General features: G+C 69.3%; 17 protein-coding genes. 10 read left to right on the plus strand and 7 right to left on the minus strand.

All coding sequences use genetic code 11. The annotated features are described in order from the left end of the window. Positions 1 to 27: 27 nt before the first annotated feature. On the minus strand, positions 28 to 2,190 hold the full coding sequence (locus tag EG812_RS19975; RefSeq protein WP_126712445.1) for a putative glycosyltransferase family protein: 2,163 nt from the start codon (positions 2,188 to 2,190) through the stop codon (positions 28 to 30). After that, positions 2,187 to 2,978: a deoxyribonuclease IV gene (locus EG812_RS19980; RefSeq protein ID WP_126712446.1), complete on the minus strand. Its 792-nt coding sequence runs from the start codon at positions 2,976 to 2,978 to the stop codon at positions 2,187 to 2,189. Before EG812_RS19980 ends, EG812_RS19975 begins: the two co-directional genes overlap by 4 nt. A 498-nt stretch (positions 2,979 to 3,476) precedes the next feature. Between EG812_RS19980 and rpsF the strand changes: the two genes are divergently transcribed. The 4 genes from rpsF to rplI all read left to right on the plus strand — a co-directional run bounded on the left by rpsF (position 3,477) and on the right by rplI (position 5,119). Beyond that, positions 3,477 to 3,767 (plus strand): 30S ribosomal protein S6, encoded by a 291-nt coding sequence (gene rpsF / locus EG812_RS19985; protein ID WP_013736576.1) that lies wholly within the window; start codon positions 3,477 to 3,479, stop codon positions 3,765 to 3,767. Between the two features lie 79 nt (positions 3,768 to 3,846). Beyond that, entirely contained in the window at positions 3,847 to 4,377 is a 531-nt protein-coding gene (locus tag EG812_RS19990; protein ID WP_013736575.1) for a single-stranded DNA-binding protein, read from the plus strand. Between the two features lie 41 nt (positions 4,378 to 4,418). Then, positions 4,419 to 4,658 carry a 30S ribosomal protein S18 gene (rpsR, locus tag EG812_RS19995; RefSeq protein ID WP_007073789.1) on the plus strand — a complete coding sequence of 80 codons (240 nt, stop codon included), beginning with the start codon at positions 4,419 to 4,421 and terminating at the stop codon, positions 4,656 to 4,658. Positions 4,659 to 4,672: 14 nt separating this feature from the next. Beyond that, entirely contained in the window at positions 4,673 to 5,119 is a 447-nt protein-coding gene (rplI, locus tag EG812_RS20000; RefSeq protein WP_013736574.1) for a 50S ribosomal protein L9, read from the plus strand. Between the two features lie 203 nt (positions 5,120 to 5,322). Here the strand turns inward: rplI and EG812_RS29695 are convergent, their stop codons facing one another. Further along, positions 5,323 to 5,754 carry a hypothetical protein gene (locus tag EG812_RS29695; RefSeq protein WP_232510872.1) on the minus strand — a complete coding sequence of 144 codons (432 nt, stop codon included), beginning with the start codon at positions 5,752 to 5,754 and terminating at the stop codon, positions 5,323 to 5,325. A gap of 1,629 nt (positions 5,755 to 7,383) precedes the next feature. Here EG812_RS29695 and dnaB point away from each other — a divergent pair. Then, positions 7,384 to 10,296, plus strand: a complete 2,913-nt coding sequence (gene dnaB / locus EG812_RS20010) for a replicative DNA helicase (RefSeq protein WP_353505308.1) — start codon at positions 7,384 to 7,386, stop codon at positions 10,294 to 10,296. Positions 10,297 to 10,375: 79 nt separating this feature from the next. On the opposite strand, the gene EG812_RS20015 is transcribed toward dnaB, so the two are convergent. From EG812_RS20015 to EG812_RS20030, 4 genes are read right to left on the minus strand one after another with little or no spacing between them, the layout of a single operon-like run. After that, entirely contained in the window at positions 10,376 to 10,759 is a 384-nt protein-coding gene (locus EG812_RS20015) for a TFIIB-type zinc ribbon-containing protein (RefSeq protein ID WP_126712448.1), read from the minus strand. A gap of 19 nt (positions 10,760 to 10,778) precedes the next feature. Beyond that, a complete protein-coding gene (locus EG812_RS20020; protein WP_126712449.1) occupies positions 10,779 to 11,411 on the minus strand; it encodes a phosphoribosyltransferase in 633 nt (210 codons plus the stop codon). Continuing rightward, positions 11,408 to 12,727 carry a glycosyltransferase 87 family protein gene (locus EG812_RS20025; RefSeq protein ID WP_126712450.1) on the minus strand — a complete coding sequence of 440 codons (1,320 nt, stop codon included), beginning with the start codon at positions 12,725 to 12,727 and terminating at the stop codon, positions 11,408 to 11,410. The genes EG812_RS20020 and EG812_RS20025 overlap by 4 nt, the downstream gene beginning before the upstream one ends. A gap of 13 nt (positions 12,728 to 12,740) precedes the next feature. Further along, complete coding sequence (locus EG812_RS20030; RefSeq protein WP_126712451.1) at positions 12,741 to 15,251, minus strand: putative bifunctional diguanylate cyclase/phosphodiesterase; 2,511 nt, start codon at positions 15,249 to 15,251, stop codon at positions 12,741 to 12,743. A 443-nt stretch (positions 15,252 to 15,694) separates the two neighbouring features. Between EG812_RS20030 and EG812_RS20035 the strand changes: the two genes are divergently transcribed. From EG812_RS20035 to EG812_RS20055, 5 genes are all read left to right on the plus strand, one after another. Beyond that, positions 15,695 to 18,745, plus strand: a complete 3,051-nt coding sequence (locus tag EG812_RS20035; protein ID WP_126712452.1) for an AfsR/SARP family transcriptional regulator — start codon at positions 15,695 to 15,697, stop codon at positions 18,743 to 18,745. Between the two features lie 260 nt (positions 18,746 to 19,005). Continuing rightward, positions 19,006 to 19,497, plus strand: a complete 492-nt coding sequence (gene moaC, locus EG812_RS20040; protein ID WP_013736566.1) for a cyclic pyranopterin monophosphate synthase MoaC — start codon at positions 19,006 to 19,008, stop codon at positions 19,495 to 19,497. After that, positions 19,494 to 19,964, plus strand: coding sequence for a MogA/MoaB family molybdenum cofactor biosynthesis protein (locus EG812_RS20045; protein ID WP_013736565.1), 471 nt, complete (start codon positions 19,494 to 19,496; stop codon positions 19,962 to 19,964). The genes moaC and EG812_RS20045 overlap by 4 nt, the downstream gene beginning before the upstream one ends. A gap of 61 nt (positions 19,965 to 20,025) precedes the next feature. After that, positions 20,026 to 21,234, plus strand: coding sequence for a molybdopterin molybdotransferase MoeA (locus tag EG812_RS20050; protein ID WP_126712496.1), 1,209 nt, complete (start codon positions 20,026 to 20,028; stop codon positions 21,232 to 21,234). Next, entirely contained in the window at positions 21,228 to 21,647 is a 420-nt protein-coding gene (locus tag EG812_RS20055) for a molybdenum cofactor biosynthesis protein MoaE (protein ID WP_013736563.1), read from the plus strand. Before EG812_RS20050 ends, EG812_RS20055 begins: the two co-directional genes overlap by 7 nt. Positions 21,648 to 21,650: the final 3 nt, after the last annotated feature.

The raw sequence follows: 21,650 nt of genomic DNA on the forward strand, positions 1-21,650 counted from the left end.
GCACCTCCGCAGAGGTGCCCCGGACTCTCAGAGCCGGAAGAGGAGGACGGAGCCCATCTCCTCGCGGGTGATGTCCAGGCCGTCAAGCGGTGCGTCGACGCTGACCTCCCACGGGGTGCCGGCGATCTCGTCGCGCAGCACCAGCACGTTGCGCACGCCGAGGGTACGCAGGTAGTCGACGCTTGTCTGGTCGGGGAACGTCATGGTCACCTGACGTACGTCGGCGAGTTGGCGAGGGGTGAATCCACTGCCACCGTTGACGATGTCCTGGAACCGGGTGGTGGACCAGAGCATCACCGGCTGATCGTGGTTCTGACCGCTGGGCAGCACCAGCAGCGGACCGCCGACCGTCCGCATGGCGGCCGGCTGTGGTGGCACCACCGGATGCGGTGTGGTGTTCGTGCCCTCGACGATGACCAGCAGCAGCGGCAGCAGGGTGGCCAGCCGCAACCACGGGCTGGGCCAGGACGGGATCCGCTGGGCGGAAACCTCCCGCACCCGCTCGGAGAACGCACTGACCGCGCCCGCCGCGAGCAGCCCGAGCAGCAGGGTGGCCCAGATCATGAGCCGCCCGGGCGTACGGATGCCGTTCCAACCGGGCAGGTGATCGAAGAGCGGCACGTAGGTGAAGTCGCCGCCGAAGAACCTGGTGCCCATCGACAGCGTCATCGCGACCAGCACCCCGGCGAGCAGGAACAGCCGTTGACGGATGGTCCAGATCGAGAAGAACAGGCCGCCGAGAGCCAGCGCGTAGAGCGCGAAGCCGGGCAGCAGCGTCATCTCCGGATGCCACGGCAGTACGGAGCGGGCACCTTCGTGCAGCCCGCCCCAGATCCGGGACTCCGCCGGAGCGGTGACGAAGCTGTTGGCGGGTGGCGAGAACGCGGCAATGTCCCTGATGCTCCGCTCCGCCTGCGGGTGCAGTTGCGCAACGGTGAAGTAGGGGATGGCCATCAGCACCCCCACCCCGGCGAAGATCAGCCCGCCGATCAGGTCGGCGACGAACAGCCGCTGACCGAAGGGCCGCTTCACCCGCCAGAAGATCCGCTTCGCGAACCAGATCAGCATGGCCACGACGACCGTACCGGCCAGGACGTACGCGAACGGCAGGCCGATGCCGAAGCCCAGGCTCAGCTGCCAGGCGGCGACCAACCAGCCGGTGTAGACCCAGCCGTCGTGTCGACGTTCGGGGCGATAGCCGTGCCGTAGCGACCAACCATGGCCCCGGGCGAGCATGGCCAGGGCCAGCGGAATGCCCCCGTTGGAGATCACGTGCAGGTGCCCCGCCTGGGACAACAGCCAGGGTGCGTAGGCGTAGCTGACCCCCGCCACCGCGGAGCCGATCCGGCTCGCACCGAGCTGCCGAGCCAGCACGTACGCCCCGAAGGTGGCCAGCGCGTGGGCCAGCACGAACATGATGTTGTAGCGGAGGAGGGCGTCCTGCGGGCCGCTACCGATCAGGCCGGCCGGCGCGTAGCCGAGCAACGTGTCGGAGAAGGCGAAGCTCCACCGCTCCGGGAAGAAGGCGTTGGAGTGCCACAGTTGGGCCGGGTCGGTCCGTAGGGCGTGCCCGGACCAGGCCATCTGCCAGGCTTGCAGGCTCGGATCCCAGTAGTCGTGGGGCAACGTGTGCCGGGGGTAGCGCAGGGCCGGCCAGGTCATCAGCACGGCCAACACCAGGGACCCGAGAGCGGCCAGGGTCCACTCGTGGATCAGCAGCCGACCGGTCCTGCGGGCGAGTCGGCCGTACCATCGCGGCACCGGCTCGGGTGCGGGCCCGAACGCCGCCCACGGATCCTTCTTCTCGACGTCGCCCTTGTCCTTACCGTCCCCGTCCTTACCGTCCCCGTCCTTACCGTCCCCGGCTGCGGACTTCTTGTCCTTATCGGATGCCGGGGTCTCGGCCTCGTCCCCTGGGGTCTTGGGCTTGGCCTCGTCCCGCGGAGTTTCGGCCTTGGCCTCGTCTGTCGGGGTTCTGGTCTCGTTCCCCGGAGCCTTGGTCTTGCCGGCAGCATCGGTCTGGGCCTCGGCCTTGCCGCCCGTCGGGTCCACGCCGCCCGTCGGCTTCCTGGCCTGGTCGTCGGTGCCGTCGGCGTCGGCCCGCCCGCCGGCGGCAGCCTGGATTCGGGTGTCCCGGCGACCGCGCGTGGTCGGTCGGGGGCCGCCCGAGGGAGACTGATCGGTCGTCATCGCACCGCCGTCTCCGCCTCGAGTTGCGCGCGCAGGAAGGCGATGTCGTCACCCTGCCCGGTGGTGCCGCCCGGGGTCTCGACGATGGCCGGGGCCCCGGCTGCTCTGATCACCGTCACCAGGAGTTCCGGGTCGATGGTCCCGCCGCGCAGGTTGTCGTGGCGGTCGCGACCGGACCCGAACGCGTCCTTGGAGTTGTTCGCGTGCACCAGGTCGATCCGCCCGGTGATGGCCTTCACCCGGTCGACCAGGCCGAGCAGTTCCTCGCCGCCGGCGTGTGCGTGGCAGGTGTCGAGGCAGAAGCCGACTTCGTGATCACCGACGGCGTCCCACAGTCGGGCGAGCGCGTCGAGGCGGCGGGCGCAGGCGTTCTCGCCACCGGCGGTGTTCTCGATCAGCACCGGCAGACCGAAGCCGCCCGCTTCCTGCGCGTAGGTCAGGGCCTTACGCCAGTTGTCGAAGCCGGTCTGCGGATCGTCGCCGGCGTTGACGTGCCCACCGTGGACGATCAGCCCCTTCGCGCCGATGGCCGCTGCGGCCTTCGCGTGGGCGAGCAGCAGCTTGCGGCTGGGAATTCGGATGCGGTTGTTGCCGGTGGCGACGTTGACGACGTACGGCGCGTGCACGTAGATGTCGACATTCGCGGTGCGTAGCTGTTCCGTGTCCGCGCGGGGCTGTGGCGCCTTCCAACCCTGGGGATCGGCGAGGAAGAACTGCACGGCGTCGGCTTCACGAGCAGCCGCCTCCGCCAACGGGTCGGTCGGATCGACGTGGGCTCCGATACGCATGCAGGCGAGCCTACGTCGCGTGCCCGACAGTGGTGGTGACCCACCGCCGAGTCGCGTCACCGCAGCTGGCCGGAGTCGTTGATACCGGTGGATGCGACAGCTGACCCTGACGATGGCCCAAAAAATTGTCGGTAATTTTAGGATTTGCCCCGCGAAGCGCCGACTTCAGCGATAACGTCAGGTAACAACATGATAAAGCTCCGCAGGGCGTCTCCGGTCCAACCTCATCGGTGTGGTCGTTCCTCCCCAGGTCCCACCCAAGGAATGCGGACGAGACGCCCTGCGGTCACGTGACCGGGGGTCCACGCCGACAGCGACGTCGGCGCGGACCCCCGGTTCGCTGTGTCGGTCACCTCGATGCTGGTGATCGTCATGGCCGGGTATCCTGGTCAGGTTGTCCGCTCCCGACCGGGTCCCCCCGGATCAGGGCGGGCCACGACGCAGACCTCCTGCCACGGAAGGACCGTGGCCGCTTAGCCCACAGGAGGTGAGTAAGTCTTGCGTCATTACGAAATCATGGTGATCCTCGACCCCAGCCTCGAGGAGCGCACCGTCGCCCCGTCGCTCGACACGTACCTGAACGTGATCAGGACCGCGGGTGGCTCGGTGGAGAAGACCGACGTGTGGGGCCGCAGGCGCCTCGCGTACGAGATCAACAAGAAGGCCGAGGGCATCTACGCCGTCGTCGACCTCCAGGCAACGCCGGAGGCTGTGGCCGAGCTGGACCGCCAGCTTCGGCTCAACGAGTCCGTGCTGCGCACCAAGGTCATCCGGCCGGAGATGCGCTAAGCATTCCACCCAGCCCCCCACCCGGACAGCCTCATCGTGCTGTCGGAGGGTTCTGAGAACCTGTACGGCAAACGCATGAGTGCGCGAGGAGATGGTCATGGCAGGAGACACCACCATCACGGTCATCGGCAACCTGACCGATGACCCCGAGTTGCGGTTCACCCCCTCCGGGGCCGCGGTCGCCAAGTTCCGGGTCGCTTCGACGCCCCGGTTCATGGACAAGGCATCCGGCGAGTGGAAGGACGGCGAGCCGCTGTTCCTCGCGTGCACCGTCTGGCGACAGGCCGCGGAGCACGTGGCGGAGTCGCTCCAGCGCGGCGCTCGCGTGATCGTGTCGGGCCGGCTGCGTCAGCGGTCCTACGAGACCCGCGAGGGCGAGAAGCGCACCGTCATCGAGCTGGAGGTCGACGAGATCGGCCCGTCGCTGCGCTACGCCACGGCGAAGGTGCAGAAGATGTCCCGCTCGGGCGGCAGTGGCGGCGGCTTCGGCGGCGGCGGTGGTGGTGGCCAGGGCGGCGGCGGAGGCAACTTCGACGACCCCTGGGCTTCAGCCGCACCGGCACCCTCACGTTCGGGTGGCGGCAACTTCGATGAGGAGCCACCGTTCTAATGGCCCCGAGCGCCCGTGATCGTAAACCAGGAGCAAGAGCAATGGCGAAGGCTGCGGCACTGCGCAAGCCGAAGAAGAAGGTGAACCCGCTCGACAAGGACGGGATCACCTACATCGATTACAAGGACACCGCGCTGCTGCGCAAGTTCATCTCCGACCGCGGCAAGATCCGCGCTCGGCGGGTGACCGGCGTCACCTCGCAGCAGCAGCGGCAGATCGCCCGCGCGGTCAAGAACGCCCGTGAGATGGCGTTGCTGCCGTACACGGCGACGGCCCGCTGAGAGGAGGTGCCGACATGAAGATCATCCTGACTCAGGAAGTGTCCGGGCTCGGCGCCCCGGGCGACATCGTGGAGGTCAAGAACGGCTACGGCCGTAACTACCTCCTCCCGCAGGGCTTCGCGATCGCCTGGACCAAGGGCGCGGAGAAGCAGGTCACCCTGATCAAGCGGGCCCGCTCGGCCCGGGAGATCCGCGACCTCGGCCACGCCAACGAGGTCAAGGGCCAGCTCGAGGCCCTCAAGGTCAACCTCAAGGCCCGCGCCGGCGAGGGCGGTCGGCTCTTCGGCTCGGTCACCCCGGCCGAGATCGTCGATGCTGTCAAGGCGGCCGGCGGCCCGTCGCTCGACCGACGTCGGCTGGAGGTGTCCGGTCACATCAAGTCGATCGGATCGCACCCGGTGCGGATCAAGCTGCACCCCGAGGTGACCGCCACGTTCAACCTCAACGTCGTGCAGGGCTGACCCCGCAAGACGGCACTGACAGGGCCTGCACCATCACCAGATGGTGCAGGCCCTGTCACGTTCCTCCCCGCCAATCGCCGGCAGAACGCCACCGCCGCCCCGCGCCAGGTGGCAACCGCCGTCATGGCTGCTGCTCGCCGCCGCCGCCGACACCTTGCCGCAGACCCGCAATGCGGAAGCCGGAGACGCTGCGGTACCGGCGCTCAGCCGATGGGCTCACCGGTCACGGCGCTGATCATGACAGTCGACAGACCGCCACCGACCACCGCCGCCGCGAGTGCCACCGTGGTCGGCTTCCAGGAGGTGCCGACCCGCCGCAACAGCGTGGCGACCACCAGGCTGCTCACCAACGCCAACCCGAAACGCGGTATCCCACCCACTGTGGCCCCGAAGGCGCGGGCCCGCGGCGACTCGCAACCACCGCCGCTGATGTCGGTCACACAGCCCGTCGGTGGCGCACCGTCCAAGGTGAGAAGCCAGAAGAAGATCACCACCGCGGGCAGCAGATAGCAGGCCGCCGTGTAGAGCAGCGGCAGCCAGGGCGCCCCGGGATCCGGATCCAGCAGGTCGTCTTCCAGCCGCCGACTCCACCCGCCGGTGCCGACCGCCTCGATGCGTCGCCGTACCGACTCCATGCCGGTCTGCCGCGGCGCAGGCACCGCCGCGGGCCGCCGCCGGGTCGCCGAACGCGGACGGGGCGCGGTGTACCCGACCACCGGTGACCTCGGCGCCGACGCGCTCGCCTCCACCCACCGTGGATCGTCCCCGGCCAACCTGGTTCCCGGCCAGAAACGCTCCGGTGCCGGCTCCGGTGCGGCCGGCTCAGCCCACGCCCACTGGCCGGCACCCGACGTGGCACCCGAACCGGGCGGCTGCGTACGGTCCCACCGGTCAGGTCCGGAATAGCCGTCCCACCGGTCCTCGCCGCGCCGCCGATCCCACCGGTCGACCTCCGCGGGACGCTCCCACTGACCCGTGGTGTCAGGCTGAAGCCACTGACCGGTCTGATCCGGCTCAAGCCACTGATCCGAGGCGGACGTCCGGAGCCACTGACTGGTGCTGTCGGCGTCCCAAGGGTCGGCGGGGCCCGCCGCACCCCGGTCGCGGATCTCAGCCGGCTCCTGCCAGGCGTGCAGACCCGAAGCGTCCCACGGATCCACCGCAGGCCGAACGGACTCCGGCGCCGCCCTACGCTCCCACGGCTCCGCCGCCCGTTCCCACGGCTCCACCGCCGAACCGGCAGCGGACTCGACCCCGCGCCGCCGCCGCGTCGAGGGCTCCGCAGTCGGCTCCGAAGCGGCCGACTGCTCGCCCTCCTCGGCCAGGCCCGACCAGGTCACCTGACGGTGACGAGACTGCGCACGCCGCGGTCGGCTCTGCGGCGTCACACCCGAGACCGGGTCGTCGTCAGCAGCCCGCCGACTGCCGACATAACCGCCGTCCTGAGGACGCTCGAACCTCCACTCCCGAATGTGATCGGACGAGGACTCGGCGGCAGAGAACGAAGAGTCCCGCTCCGTCGAAGCGGCGGCCCGCCGGCCCTGGGTGACCTCCGGCGCACGACGACTCCCCGCATAACGCGTCCGGTCGTCATCGTCATCGTCGTCCGGAGCGGCATGCCGGCCGCCGCCGTCGACACTGCGTACGCCCGACTCCAGGGCCCACCGCGGCAGGTACGGCTCAGCCGGCTCGTCCTGCCCACGTTCGATCGCGCGGCGACGGCTGGGGGTGCGGTAACGCTCGACGGCGGAGTCGTAACGGTCGCCCGGATCGCCCTCGACGGGATCGGCCCACGAAGCGGCCGGCCGTCGCTCACGCGGGCCATCCTCCCCGCGTGCCCAGTCCCGGTAACTCACGGCCGGAGCGTGACCCTTCTCAACCGAAAGTGCAATCCGCTGTCCAGGTGTAGCCGTAGGCCACCGATCCTACGGGAGTATCGGGACAAAGCCCTACCCGGAAATTCTCACCCACAGGCTGTGGATGAAGTTTTCGCAGGTCAGAGCGATAATGCCGGGAGATCCCCAAGAGTTATCCACACCATGTGCACACACTGCGCACACCTCTGCCCACCGGTGTCCACAGGTTGTCCCGAGGCTCGTCCACCGCTGTGGTTGAGGGCCTGAGCTCGTGTTCCGTATGGTTGCCCCAGCCGCCCGCCGATGGCCCCCGATCGCGTGGACGGTCAACCTGGTGGTACCCGGGCGGATCCGTGCCCGGAGCCGCGCCGACGCAGTGGAGGGGGGCCCGTGTCGGTCACCGACGACATGCGGACAGAGCCGTATCCGAGTGGGCCGTCCTCCGGCCCGCCGCCCCGCGACGGCCAGTTCGACAAGACTCCGCCGCAGGACATCGCCGCCGAGCAGTGCGTCCTGGGCGGCATGTTGCTGTCCAAGGACGCCATCGCCGACGTGGTCGAGATCCTCAAGACCAACGACTTCTACCGGCCGATGCACGCCACCATCTTCGACACCATCCTGGAGATCTACGGCCGAGGCGAGCCGGCCGACGCGATCACCGTGGCGGCGGCCCTGGCGGACTCCGGTGACCTGGCCCGCGTCGGTGGCGCCCCGTACCTGCACACGCTGATCGCGAGCGTGCCCACGGCCGCGAACGCCGCCTACTACGCGCGAATCGTCAGCGAGCGTGCCGTGCTGCGGCGACTGGTCGAGGCCGGCACCAGGATCGTCCAGCTCGGCTACGGCACCGCGAGCGGCGGCAGCCGCGACGTCGACGACATCGTCGACCTGGCACAGCAGGCCGTCTACGACGTCACCGAGCGTCGGGTCAGCGAGGACTTCGCCGTCCTCGCCGACATGCTCCAACCGACCCTGGACGAGATCGAGGCGGTCGGCGCCCAGGGCGGGGTGATGACCGGCGTGCCCACCGGCTTCACCGACCTGGACCGGCTGCTCAACGGCCTGCACGCCGGCCAATTGATCATCGTGGCGGGCCGACCCGGTCTCGGTAAGGCACTCGCGCTCGACACCCCCCTGCCCACCCCGACCGGCTGGACGACGATGGGCGAGGTGCAGGTAGGCGATCAGCTGATCGGTGCGGACGGCCGACCCACCACCGTCACGCACGCCTTCGAGGTCCGCCACGGTCGCCCCTGCTACGAGGTCGAGTTCTCCGACGGCTCCGTCATCGTTGCTGACGCTGAGCATCTGTGGAAGACCACCACCCGCGCCTCACGCCGGCAGCGCGCGGAGGCACGATCGTCTTACCAATGGGCCGAGGACGCGCGAGCCGCTGCTGCCGCTGCACACCGGGCGGTCATGGCCGCCCCCGATCGGCTAATGACCTACCGGGAGGCGGTCGAGATAGCGGGCGACCGATTTCGTTACGTCCTGCACGCCGTCGGCCATCGGGTTGGCGTATCAGGGAAGGTCCGGCGGGAGTACGTCAGGCGCGGCCAGCCGTGGCATCGCACCATCGACGCCTACTCGACTCACATGCTGTTCGGCGCCCTGCTCGACCGGGTGAACCGGCAGATGAACACCGAAACGACCGCCAACCATGACGGGGCGGTGACCACGGAACACATCGCAGCGACGCTGCGCCACCCGGCCGACGGGCGGCTCAACCATGCCGTCGAGAACACCCGTGCGCTGGTGCTGCCGACACGAGACCTGCCGGTAGAGCCGTATACGCTGGGTGCGTGGCTGGGGGACGGAACCTCTGCTGGGTCTTCCTTCACCACAGCAGACCCCGAACTCCTGGCGCTCATCGAGTCGGATGGCTATGTCGTGGAGTCGTCGGCAGCACGCTTCCGTTACGCCCTCAAACTTCCGAAGGCTCCGCCGCTGACCGACCGCGAGTGCGTCGTCTGCGGCACCCGGTTCACACCCAAGGGCTCTGGCATTTGGGCATGCGGAAGGTCGTGCGGCGGAAAGTCAAGAGGTCTGGTGGACGCCGCAGCCCGCGCCCGCTGTTCGTTCTGCGGCAGGGCGTTCAAGTACATGTCAGGTTCATCTCGGAGTTGCCAAGCCTGCCATTCGGCACGTGGGTCATTCACTGGCCTACTGAGGTCCGCAGGCGTCCTTGGGAACAAGCACATCCCACCGATGTACCTGCGTGCATCCGAGGACCAGCGGCGGGCGTTGCTGGCCGGCCTTCTTGACACTGACGGCACCGTCACCAACGGTGGCAGCGTCCAGTTCACAACCACGTCGGCCCGTCTAGCCGACGACGTGAACGAACTCGTCGTCAGCCTCGGGTATCGGTGCTCCATCTCCCGCAGGTCGGTCAAGGGCCGCCGCCCGGAGTCGTCGGTGGCGTACAACCTCAACTTCAGCACAGCCGACGACGTGTTCCGGTTGGCCCGCAAGCGTCAGGCCCACGCGCAGCGGCGGCATGACGGGACGGCCGTCCGCACTGGCCACCGGTACATCGTTGCGGTCCGGCCGGTGCCCAGTGTCCCGGTCCGCTGCGTGACCGTCGACAACGATGACCACCTGTACCTGGCCGGTCGGTCGATGATCCCGACGCACAACAGCACTGCGAGCATGGACTTTGCCCGGAATGCGGCAATCAGGGCCAATCAGGCGGCGGCCATCTTCTCGCTGGAAATGAGCAAGGTCGAGATCGTCATGCGACTGCTCTCGGCCGAGGCGCGCGTACCCCTGCACGTGCTGCGCAGCGGGCAGCTCTCCGACGACGACTGGACCAAGCTGGCCCGCTGCATGGGCGAGATCAGTGAGGCACCGCTGTTCGTGGACGACACGCCGAGCATGAACCTGATGGAGATCCGGGCCAAGGCCCGCCGCCTCAAGCAGCGACACGACCTCAAGCTGATCGTGGTCGACTACCTCCAGCTGATGACCTCACCCAAACGCACCGAGAGCCGGCAGCAGGAGGTCGCGGACCTGTCCCGAGGGCTCAAGCTGCTGGCCAAGGAGGTCGAGTGCCCGGTCATCGCGGTGAGTCAGCTGAACCGTGGCCCGGAGCAACGTACCGACAAGCGGCCACAGCTGTCAGATCTGCGCGAATCTGGCTCAATTGAGCAAGATGCCGACGTTGTCATCCTGCTGCATCGTGACGACTACTACGACAAGGAGTCGCCACGGGCGGGGGAGGCGGATTTCATCGTGGCCAAGCACAGAAATGGGCCGACCGACACGGTGACCGTGGCGGCTCAGTTGCACCTGTCGCGCTTCGTGGACATGGCCATCGTCTGACCCGAGGGCCGTCGACTGTGGCACGGTTTCCCCGCTCCGGCGCGGTCTGATCCGACGCCGGAGCGGAGACCGCACAGGCTCAGCCGAACATGTCGTCGAGAAAGCTCTTGCGCTTCTTGCGCCGGTAGTGCCCGTGGTAGCCGTAGTGCTGCTGCCCGTGGCCGTACGCCGGTGCCGGCGCGGGGTAGCCGGGCGGCGGGGGCGGCGGCACTGCGCCGTAGCCCGGCTGGTGCGGGGCGGGCGCGGGCGGCGGGTAGCCGCCCGGCTGGGCGACGTGCTGGGGCGGCTGCGGGGCCGGCGGGGTCTGCTTGGCGTTCCAGTTGGCTTCCGCCTCGAACAGCTTCTCCAGCTCACCGCGGTCGAGGAAGATGCCCCGGCATTCGCCGCACTGGTCGATGACGACGCCACTGCGCTCGTACTGGCGCATCTCTCCGTGACACTTGGGACAGGTCAGGCTCATCATCCGAAGGTACCTGGTCGATTCACGCGGTGGCGGTCAGCGCCTCGGTGACCTCGTCGTCGGAGACCTCGTGGAAGTCGTCGTAGTAGGCCCCCACCGCGCCGAAGTTGGCAGGCCGTTGGGCGCAGATCGCCTCGTCGGCCTCGGCGGCCAGCATCTCGCAGGCCTCCTGCGCGCCGACCGGCACGGCGAGCACGACGCGGCGAGCGCCGAGGTGCCGGGCGACCTGGACGGCGGCTCGGGCGGTCGCGCCGGTGGCCAGGCCGTCGTCGACGATCAGGGCGGTACGACCGGTCAGGTCCAGCGGTGGGCGGCCGGCCCGGTAGAGCTGTTCCCGTCGGTCGAGTTCTGCCTGCTCCCGGCGCTGGACCTCGGTGATGTCGTCGGCATCGAGTTGGCCGGCGACCAGGTCGTTGAGTACGCGTACGCCGCCGGGACCGAGGGCGCCGAACGCCACCTCGGGTGCCCAGGGCATGCCGAGTTTCCGGACCACGAGCACGTCCAGCGGTGCGCCGAGCCGGTCGGCGACGACCTTGGCGACGGGCACTCCGCCGCGTACCAGGCCGAGCACGGTGACGTCCGGTCGGCCGCTCAGGGCAGCGAGCCGGTCGGCGAGTGCCCGGCCGGCCTCGCTGCGATCGCGGTAGGTGGTCATGCCCTCAGGTGTACGCCTTGCCGGGCCTCTTCGCCCGCCGGTTGCCCGATCCGGGGAAGGTCGAGCGCGGGGGCCCAGACGAGAAACGCGATCGGGTACAGCAGGTAACCGAAGCGGGTGGTGGGCATCAGCAGGATGGCCGCGAGTAGCCCGTACGCGCAGATCAGGCTGATGGTCCGGGCGGTGCGGGGCGGTCGGCGGGCGAGTCGGACGGCGATGGCCAGCCCGGCCGCGACGAGCAGCGCGGCGGCGACGGCGCGGCCGGCCGGTAGGTTGGCCGCGATCAGGTAGCCGGGGAACGGCGACTGGGCGGGGCTGGCGACCAGGCCGTGTCCGAGCGGGAACCGCAGCACGTTCTCCACGAGGGCTTCGTGGTCGACAAGCAGGACGGGCAGCAGAGCGAGGGCGGGGATTCCGAACGCTCCGGCGGCGACCCGCAGGCCGGCGCGTCGGGTAAAGCCCCAGATGACCAGCACCATCGCGACCGGCCAGGCGAACAGCTTGAGCGCGCCGGCCACGCCAACGGCGATGCCGGCCCAGCCGGGTCGTGCGGTGCCGGCGCAGGCGAGCGCCAGCAGGCAGAGCGCGAGTACGGGCAGGTCGTCCCCGCCGGTGGCGAGGGTCAGTGCACAGACCGGGAGTACGGTGGCGGCCTGCATGCCGCGGAGCAGGGTGGCCCGGTTCCGGGCCGGCAGTCCGGGGGTCGGGCGCAGGAGGCGCGCGGCCAGGACGAGGGCCAGGGCGGTGCCGACGGCGAACCAGACCCGGGCGTCGGTCCACCAGCTGTCGTGCACGGCGCGGGGCAGCCCGAACAGGGCCATCCCCGGCTGGTACGGGGTGTAGCCGAGCAACTGCTCGCCCGCTGGCAGGGCGGCGATCGCGTCGGGGGCGAGGTACGGGGTGCCGGTCTCCAGCAGGCGGCGGCCCGAATCCTCGACGACAAGCACCTCCTCCTGTGCCCGGTCGTTTCGCCCGGCTGCCCGCTGGATGCTCTGCCAGGTCAGTGGCAGCAGGGTGACTGTGGACCAGGTGAGGCTGGCGACCAGCCAGCGTGCCGGTACGCCGCTCAGGGCGGAGTCGGGACGTCGGCGACGGATGAGCAGTTGACCGGTGACCAGCAGCGCGGCGGCGAGGTAGCCGACGGCGGCGAGGCTGCCCCAGTGGCGGTGCGTGACCAGGGTGGAGGTTGCGGCGGTGATCGTCGCGAACGCGGCTGAGCCGGCGTAGATGCCGAGGTCGAGGCCGAGTCCGCCGCCGGTGGCGTCGAGCCGGTGCCACCATGCGGGGCGGGGGGCGGTCGCATCGGCGTTGCTCATCCGGGTCAGTGTGTCAGGCCGGTTGGTGTCGGCCTCGGCCCCCCTGACGGCGTCCGGGTGGTAGTCGGACCACCGCGCCGGCGTCGTGCAGTGCGGTCGCGAGGTGGCCGGGGCGACCGGCGGTGCCGCGTTGCAGCGCCGCGAGCAGGGCGCCGGCGGCCAGTGGGCGGGCGAAGAGGTGGCCCTGACCTGCGACGCAGCCGAGTTCCCAGAGGGCGAGGCGCTGCGGGTCCCGTTCCACCCCTTCGGCCACCACGGCGAGATCGAGACTCCGGCCGAGGTCGAGAGTGGATCGGACAATGGCGGCGGCTTCGGCGGAGGACTCCATGGCGGTGACGAAGCTGCGGTCGATCTTCAGTTCGTGCACCGGGATTCGGGAGAGCAGCGAGAGCGAGGAGTAGCCGGTGCCGAAGTCGTCCAGCGCGAGCCGGACGCCGGAGTCGCGGAGTCGAGTGAGCACCTGGTCGACCACGTCGAGTTGGCTGAGGGTGAGGGTCTCGGTGAGTTCCAGCATCAGCCGGTCGGGCGGTAGGTCGTGGGCGCGCAGCCGGGCCAGGACGGCGCCGGGGAAGCGGGCGTCGAGCAGGCTGCGGGGGGAGACGTTCACCGCCACCGGTACGTCGAATCCGGCGTCGCGCCAGGTGCTGGCGGCGATCAGTGCCTGGTCGAGGATCGCCTCGGCGAATGCGGGGAGCAGGCCGGACCGTTCGACGGTCTCCAGGAACCGGAGTGGGTCGATCATGCCGTGGGTGGGGTGACGCCAGCGGGCCAACGCCTCGGCGGCGATCACCTCGCCGGTGCCGAGGTCGACGATTGGCTGGAAGTTGACGACGAATTCCTGGTCGGCGACGGCGCGGGGCAGTTCACCTCCGAGGGCGAGTCGGCCGAGGTCGGCGGTGTCCCGGGCGGGTGCGTACGTGGCGACCCGTTGCCCGGCCCGTTTGGCCTGGTACATCGCCACGTCGGCGCGGCGCAGCAGCTCGACCATCCCGCCGGCGGCCGGCGCGATGGCGATACCTCCGCTGGCCTCGACGCTTATCTGCATGCCTTCGATGTCGAACGGCTCGTGCAGCGCCGCCAGCAGGGTCTCGGCCCGGTGCGCGGCCACCGCGGGGGCAGGCAGGGCGCGCAACAGTACGGCGAACTCGTCGCCGCCGAGCCGGGCAACCAGGTCGTCGGTGCGGGCTGCGGCGCGGAGCCGTTCGGCAACCCGGATCAGCATCTGGTCGCCGGCGGCGTGCCCGAGGGTGTCGTTGACTTCCTTGAAATGGTTGAGGTCGATGAGCACCAGCGCGGTGACCCCGTCGGCGTGTCGTTTGTGCAGTTGCTCGTTGCCTTCGTCGAGCAGGTGCCGCCGGTTGGCCAGCCCGGTGAGCGCGTCGTGGGCGGCGGCGTGGGCGTGGGCCTGCGCCACCCGGGCGAGTTCGGCGTACGCCTGGGCGTTGCGCACCGCCGTGCACAGCGCCGAGGCAAAGGTACGCAGGGTGTACCGCTCCCGTTCGTTGAGCTGGACCGACCCTCGGAAGCGCAGCCGCAGTACGCCCACGTCGATGGATCGGTCGTGCCCCTCCAGGGGCGCGGGCACGACCGCGCCTGTCGCGTCGGGGGCCTCGGCGGTGGGGCCGTCGTAGCTGATGCCGTCGGAGTTGCCCCGGACGAGCCGGGCGGCGTCGCGCAGTTCCACCTCCACCTCGTCGGCGGAGAAGAGTTCGGCGGCCCGGGTGACGGCGGTGGTGAGGACCTCGTCCAGCTCGACGACGTTTAGCGCGTCGGTGGTCTGGGCGAGCCGCTGCCACGCCTGCTGCTCCGTGCGTTCGCGGATTCTGGTGGAGTAGGCGAGGTGCAGGCTGAGCACGAGCGGCGGTACGGCGAGCAGGAGCCGGGGATCTGCCTCAAGGATGAGCAGGCTGGCCAGGGCGACGCAGAAGCGTACGAGGTAACCCGCGATCCGCAGGTCGAGGTTGGCCCGGAAGCGCGCGGCGATGGGGGTCCCCGAAGCCAGGGCGATCACGGGTATTGCCAGGACTTCGTCGAGCAGGACCGCGACGAGGTAGGCGACCGCCAGTGGCGGAATGAGCTGTCCCGGGTGACCCGCGAGGCCGTCCCAACCGGCCATCTCGAGGGCGGCGCCGGCGCCAACCGCCATCAGGACGTTCTTTCCTACGCCGAAGATGAGCTTGATCGGCGGGCGTTGCAGTGAGGCCAGCGCAACTCCTGCGGCGGTGCACAACACCACCCATGACGTTGGCGCGAGCGCGAGGGAGATGACGACCGCGGTTTCGTTCCAGCTGATCGAGTGTCCCGTCGATCTGATCCGAATCGGCGTTTGGGCCAGAGTGCCGACCGCGCTCATGAAGATCAACATTGCCAGCACGGACAGGTCGTTGAGTGGGCTCGTCAGTGACGACGCGGACGCGACAAGGGTAGAGACGATCACTGCTATCGCCGCGCACACGACGACGAGACCGACTAGCAGCGTCAGCCGCCGATCGGTCTCATTGTCTCGTTTCCAGACGTGGATCATGCCACTCCTGACGGCTGCCGCACCGTGGTGACAGCCTAGCGTCGTCTGAGGCGAAGCCCCGAGACACAGATCAGGTCCAGTCGTTGCCGCGCATGCCAAGCCCTCCTTGAAATCTCAAGCCCCAGCCCGAGGAGATCTTGTTTGATGACGAGAAAGACGATAAAGCGCAGCAGTCTGGGTCATCCAGAATAAATGTGACATTACGCAGAATTAGCCAATTGGATGACGATTCATGACTTTCCGTTATGGTGGTCATGCGGAGTGCATCGAACCTGGCGTGCCTGCCGGGTATCCGGGATTCACTGCAGGGGCATACTGCGAATCGCGTACTGGAGTCTGGGTGAGGCTACCGCCAGCCTCGCGTTTGTTGCGAGGCTGACGGTTGGCTGCACATTGTTAAGTCCCGAACACACAAATGTTCCTGACGGGGGAGCGCGACCGACGTGAAGATTGAGATGCTTGGCGGCCTACGGGTGTCGTCGCAGGCATCAGCGGTCGATCTGGGAACGCCGAAGCAGCGAACCGTTCTGGCCGTGCTGGCAATGCGTCCAGGACGCACGGTCGGCATGGATGAGTTGGTCGACGAGATCTGGCCGGATAGTCCTCCCCGCTCGGCGGTGCCGAACGTTCGGACATATGCCGCCAACTTGAGACGTGCCTTTGAGGCTCATGAAACCGGGAGAGGTCTCCTTGTTCGACAGGGCAACGGCTACCGGCTGGATGTGACCGCGCGACAGGTGGACCTGTTCAGATCTCTCGAGGAGATCGAGCAGGCCCGACAACTGGCTCCCCGCGGCCAGGCCGAAATGGTGCGATCGCTGCTTAACCGGGCGATGTCGCGGTGGCTTGGACCGCCACTGGCCGGCGTTCTGCTGGGTCCGTCCCTGAGTGCCCAGGTCGCAGCCGCCGAGGAGCAGCACCTGATGGCCGTCGAGCTTTCCGCTGCCATCGCCTTGGAGACGGGCCGGGCTGACGAAGCTGTTCCCTTGTTGCGTAGCACGGTCGCGGCTCACCCGTTGCGTGAGCCGGCGTTGCTCCTGCTGATGCGGGCGTTGCGCCAGCGCGGTGATGCCGCAGGGGCGATCGCCGTCTACCGCCATGCTGCGCGCTCGATGCGGGCAGAGCTCGGAGTCGATCCCGGAGCGGAGCTGCGCGAGCTCTACCACGAGATGACTGATCAGCAGCTCGCATCGACAGGACATCGGGTGAGCCGGACGGACACGCCTGCGGACGTACTGTCGGCCAGCGCAACGCCTGGTGATGAGCCGCAGTGGGACTGGTTGCCCAGGCCGGTCCCGGACTTCGTCGGTCGCAACGACGTGGTGAACCGGATGATTGCCAAGATTCGGGCGGCCGGCGAGCGGCAGCCGGTGATCCAACTGATCGACGGGATGCCGGGCAGCGGCAAGACCACCCTCGCGGTCCATGTGGCTCGACAACTGCTGGGGGCGTACCCGGACGGTCAACTCTTCATCGACCTTCGGGGGCACCAGGACAATCTCGTGGACTCGGCCACCGCACTTGTGGTCCTGCTGCGCCAACTCGGCGTACCGGCTGGTCGAATTCCGATCGATGTGGATGAGCGCCGCGGCCTGTGGCGGCGTGAACTGGCCGCCCGGCGGGTCGTGATCGTGCTCGACAACGCGGCAGACAGCCAGCAGGTGATCCCCCTGCTACCTGTCGCCTCCAGTGCGGTGGTGCTGGTCACCTCCCGACGGCGGCTTGTTGATCTGGACGTCGGGCCGCCGGAGTCGTTGGCCGTCCTGTCACCCGAGGAAGGGCTGTGCCTGCTCGCAGCCAGTGCTGGTGCAGAGCGGGTGCGTGCCGAGCCGGAGTCGGCGGCGGAGATAGTCCGGCGTTGTGGCTACCTGCCGCTGGCGATCCGGTTGGTCGGCTCGCGCCTGGCCCATCGGCGTAGTCGCCGTCTGAGCGAGTTGGCGCAACAGTTGGCAGTGACGGAGCCGGGCCTGGTGACCTTCGGGATGGGCGATCGCAGCGTCGTTTCGGCGTTCGGTGCCTCGTACGAGCCGTTGAACGACGTGGCCAAGCGGGTGTTCCGGCTGCTCGGCATGCACGCCGGCTACTACGACGTGGCAATGGTCGCCGCCATGGCCGGGCTGCCGTACGCCACTGCCGGACAGATCCTCGACGACCTGGTCGATCGGAATCTTGTCGAAGAGGCGGAGAGCGGTCGGTACCGCATGCATGACCTGGTGCGGCAGTATGCGCGGGAGCGATGCCTGGAGACCGACCGGGCCCCGGCGCGTCACACTGCCCTGGCCGGCTTGTTTGATCTTGTGCTGCATCGATCGATCAGAGCTGCGGAGACACTGAACCGGCTCGTGGACGTCCGAGATGACATCGGCAGTGCGGCACCTGAACGCCCGGACCTCGTCGAGGGTGTTGACCCAGTCGATGTCGATTGGTTGGAGCGGGAGCGCAGCAACCTGATTCTGCTGATCGAGATGGCCGCAGAGAATGGATTCGACGACTACACCTGGCGAATTGCCCGGGTGCTGTGGCGCTTCTTCTATGTTCGTGGGTACTTCGAGGACATTCTGCGAACACATGAATTGGGGTTGTCTGCCGCCGAGCGGGCCGGAAGCATGTCAGCGATCAGTTCCATGAACAACTACCTGGCCTCTGCGTTGACCAAAACGGGCTCCTATCGCCGGGCGATCAGATGCCTTGAAGCGTCCCTGATGCTTGCTGAAAAGCAGAACAACAGGAGCGAGGTGGCCAAGCTGAGAGGAAATCTCAGCGTCGTCTACTGGGCGAAGGGTGACTTTGCGCGTGCTGCGGAGCTGGGCGAGGTCGCGTTACGCGACCTGCCGCTCAAATACATGAGTCGAGTACGGATACACCTGCCGAACATCGGCCTTGCCCTGGCCTCCATGGGTCGTTACAAAGAAGCACTGCGCGCGCATCGGGCCCACCTCTTCTGGGCTCGTCTGGAGGGCGACCCCTACCACGTGGCGAACGCCTTCAGTCATATCGCCGCAGTCCGTGTGCGCCAAGGGATGCACCAACAGGCCCTGCGCTTGCTGAGATCCGCCATGGTGCTGTACAAGCGGACCGGTCATCGCTACGGCGAGGCCGACGCGCGGAACGTGATGGGAATTGCGTATCGCAATGCGGGCATGCTCGCGGAGGCGCGACAACAGCACGAACTCGCCTTGGAGTTCATTGCTGACTCGGCGGAACGACAAGCGGAAGCCGCGGCGTGGAATGAACTTGGCCTGACGTTGGCTGCCGGGGGCGACGACAGTCTGGCGCAGCAGGCACACCAGCGAGCGCTCGCCCGAGCGATCCAGATCGACAGCCCGTACGAGCAGGGGCGGGCGTTGGCTGGGTTGGCGGAGCATCTGCTGGCCACCGATCCGGCGGAGGCGCGCCGGCACTGGGAGCGGGCACTGGCGATCTTCCGGCGGATGGGAGTGCCGGAGCAGTCGGAGGTGGAACGCCGGCTGGCCCAGACGGATCAGGGGAGCTGAACCGTCCGGGTGCGTCGATGCGAGCGGCGTTCCGGCCCACGATCCCCCGGGAAAGGTTCTTATCGAATTTTTATCGCCTAGTTCGATAGCGTCCGACTGTTCGGCGACGGGGGAGATTCCGCTGACGCAGGATCTTGTCGCGACCACCGCCGTCAGGTGACCCCAGCTACCTGACGGCGGGCCGGTGAGGAGGGGGCGGCTCTGTGGGTGCCGCCCCTTCCCTCAGCGCAGGGACGACGCGCACAGATAGGCTCGCCAGCGTGACCCAACCCGCCGAACTCAGCCATGTCGACGAGACCGGCGCGGCCCGCATGGTCGATGTCTCCGCCAAGGAGGTCACCGGCCGCCTGGCGGTTGCCGCCGGTCGGTTGCGTACCACCGCTGAGGTGATCGAGTTGTTGCGCCGCGACGGGCTGCCCAAGGGGGATGCGCTGGCGGTCGGGCGGTTGGCCGGGATCATGGGCGCGAAACGTACGCCGGACCTGATTCCGCTGTGCCATCCGATCGCGCTGCACGGCGTCACGGTCGACCTGTCCCTGACCACGGACACGGTGGAGATCACCGCGACCGCTCGCACCGCCGACCGTACCGGCGTCGAGATGGAGGCGTTGACCGCGGTCGCCGTCGCCGGGTTGGCCCTGGTCGACATGGTCAAGGCGGTGGATCCGGCGGCAAGTGTCGAGGCGGTACGGGTGCTGCGCAAGGAGGGCGGCAAGACCGGCCTGTGGCAGCGTCCGCAGGACCGACCGTGATCCGGGCCCGGGTGGTGGTGGCGTCCAACCGGGCCGCCTCCGGTGTCTACGCGGACACGAGTGGTCCGCTGCTCGTCGCGGGACTGCGCGAGTGGGGCTGCGCGGTGGACGAACCGGTGGTGGTGCCCGACGGCGAGCCGGTCGGTCTGGCGATCCGACAGGCCGTGGCGGATGCCGTCGACGTGGTGTTGACAAGCGGCGGGACGGGAATCACCCCGACCGACCGGACCCCGGACGTGACCCGGGCGCTGCTCGACTACGAGATTCCCGGCATCGCCGAGGCGATCCGCGCCCACAGCCGCGACAAGGTGCCCACGGCGGCGCTGTCCCGGGCGGTGGCCGGGGTGGCGGGTCGAACGCTCGTGGTGAACCTGCCCGGCTCGACCGGCGGAGCGCGGGACGGCCTCGCCGTGCTGGGGCCGATCCTCACGCACGCGGTCGAACAGTTGCGCGGTGGCGACCACTGACCGAACCGATAGGCTCTCGCTGGTGAGCACGAGAACCGCAGACGCCGCCGGGTCCGGGCCGATGGGCTGGGCACAGGCGCGGTCGCGGGCGTACGCGGTCGGCCTGGCCGCCGCGCTTCCCACCGTCGACGTACTGCTCGCCGACGCCGACGGGCACACTCTCGCCGAGCCGTTGGCGCCCCGGACCGATCTGCCGGCGTTCACCACGTCCAGTGTGGACGGCTGGGCGGTACGCGGCCCCGGCCCGTGGCGGATCGTCGGGCGGGTGCTGGCCGGCACGACGCCGGCGCCGTTGACCGAGGACGGGACGACCGTCGAGATCGCGACGGGGGCGATGGTGCCTCCGGGGGCGTCGGCGGTGCTGCGGGTGGAGGAGTCGACGCGTACGCCTGAGGGGTTTGTCGACGGTGTGCCGCGACCGGCGCCGGAGTGGCGGCTGCCCGGCGAGGAGGCTGCCGCCGGCGAGGAGCTGCTGCGGGTCGGGACCCCGGTCGATCCGTCGGTGATCGGTCTCGCCGCCTCCTGCGGGCACGACACCCTGCGGGTACGTGCGCAGCCTCGGGCCGCGCTGCTGGTCTTCGGCGACGAGCTGCTGACCGCCGGTCCGCCCGCCGACGGCCGGATCCGCGACGCGCTCGGCCCGGCCGTGCCGGGCTGGCTGCGGCGGTACGGCTGCCAGGTGCGTACGACCGATGTGGTCGGGCCGGTCGCCGACACGCTGCCCGCCCATGAGGCGGCGCTGCGCAGCGCGTTGGTCGAGGTCGACCTCGTCTGCACCACCGGCGGCACCATGCACGGCCCGGTCGACCACCTGCACCCGGCGCTGGCGGCACTCGGCGCGGACTACGTGGTCAACACCGTCGCGGTGCGGCCCGGCTTTCCCATGCTGCTGGCCCGGGTGACCGGCCCTGACGGGCGGAGTCGATTCGTGGCGGGCCTGCCGGGCAATCCGCAGTCCGCCGTCATCGCCCTCGTCTCGCTCGTCGCGCCGTTGCTGGCGGGTCTCGCCGGCCGGCCGATGCCGGTGCTTCCGCACGCCATGCTCGCCGAGCCGATTCCGGGTCGGGGCAACCACACCCACCTGGCCCTGGTCCGGCTCGACCGGGTGGCCGGGACCGCGCATCCGGTGCGGCACGTCGGTTCGGCGATGTTGCGGGGGCTGTCCGGGGCCGACGGGTTCGCGGTGATCGCGCCCGGCAGCTCCGGAGCGGCCGGGGATCGGGTGCCTGTCGTACCGTTGCCGTTGCTGCCCGGGGAGCGGACATGGTGATCCTGATCGGAGCCGTCACCGAACAGCCGTTGGATCTTGCCGCGCACGAGGCCGCGGTGGCCGACCATCGGGCCGGCGCGGTGGTCTCGTTCGCCGGGGTGGTCCGCGACCACGACCACGGGCGGGCGGTGGCCAGCCTGGAGTACGAGGGCCATCCGAGCGCCGAGCGGGTGCTGCGGGAGGTGGCCGCCGAGATCGCCGCGGACCCCGAGGTGTACGCGGTGGCGGTGTCGCACCGGATCGGCCCACTGGCCATCGGTGACGCGGCCCTGGTGGCGGCGGTCAGCACCGCGCACCGGGCCGCTGCGTTCGCCGCCTGCGCCCGTCTGGTGGACGAGGTGAAGGCCCGCCTGCCGATCTGGAAGCGGCAGGTCTTCACCGACGGCACCGAGGAGTGGGTGAACTGCCCCTGACGC

It is taken from the genome of Verrucosispora sp. FIM060022, from assembly GCF_003977705.1.
GTDB classification, from domain to species: domain Bacteria; phylum Actinomycetota; class Actinomycetes; order Mycobacteriales; family Micromonosporaceae; genus Micromonospora; species Micromonospora gifhornensis.

Coding starts and splice junctions, on each gene's coding strand:
- EG812_RS19975 (WP_126712445.1), bottom strand. CDS start 2,190: ATGACGACCGATCAGTCTCCCTCGGGCGGCCCCCGACCGACCACGCGC.
- EG812_RS19980 (WP_126712446.1), bottom strand. CDS start 2,978: ATGCGTATCGGAGCCCACGTCGATCCGACCGACCCGTTGGCGGAGGCG.
- rpsR (WP_007073789.1), top strand. CDS start 4,419: ATGGCGAAGGCTGCGGCACTGCGCAAGCCGAAGAAGAAGGTGAACCCG.
- rplI (WP_013736574.1), top strand. CDS start 4,673: ATGAAGATCATCCTGACTCAGGAAGTGTCCGGGCTCGGCGCCCCGGGC.
- EG812_RS29695 (WP_232510872.1), bottom strand. CDS start 5,754: ATGGAGTCGGTACGGCGACGCATCGAGGCGGTCGGCACCGGCGGGTGG.
- dnaB (WP_353505308.1), top strand. CDS start 7,384: ATGCGGACAGAGCCGTATCCGAGTGGGCCGTCCTCCGGCCCGCCGCCC.
- EG812_RS20015 (WP_126712448.1), bottom strand. CDS start 10,759: ATGATGAGCCTGACCTGTCCCAAGTGTCACGGAGAGATGCGCCAGTAC.
- EG812_RS20020 (WP_126712449.1), bottom strand. CDS start 11,411: ATGACCACCTACCGCGATCGCAGCGAGGCCGGCCGGGCACTCGCCGAC.
- EG812_RS20025 (WP_126712450.1), bottom strand. CDS start 12,727: ATGAGCAACGCCGATGCGACCGCCCCCCGCCCCGCATGGTGGCACCGG.
- EG812_RS20030 (WP_126712451.1), bottom strand. CDS start 15,251: ATGATCCACGTCTGGAAACGAGACAATGAGACCGATCGGCGGCTGACG.
- EG812_RS20050 (WP_126712496.1), top strand. CDS start 20,026: ATGGGCTGGGCACAGGCGCGGTCGCGGGCGTACGCGGTCGGCCTGGCC.
- EG812_RS20055 (WP_013736563.1), top strand. CDS start 21,228: ATGGTGATCCTGATCGGAGCCGTCACCGAACAGCCGTTGGATCTTGCC.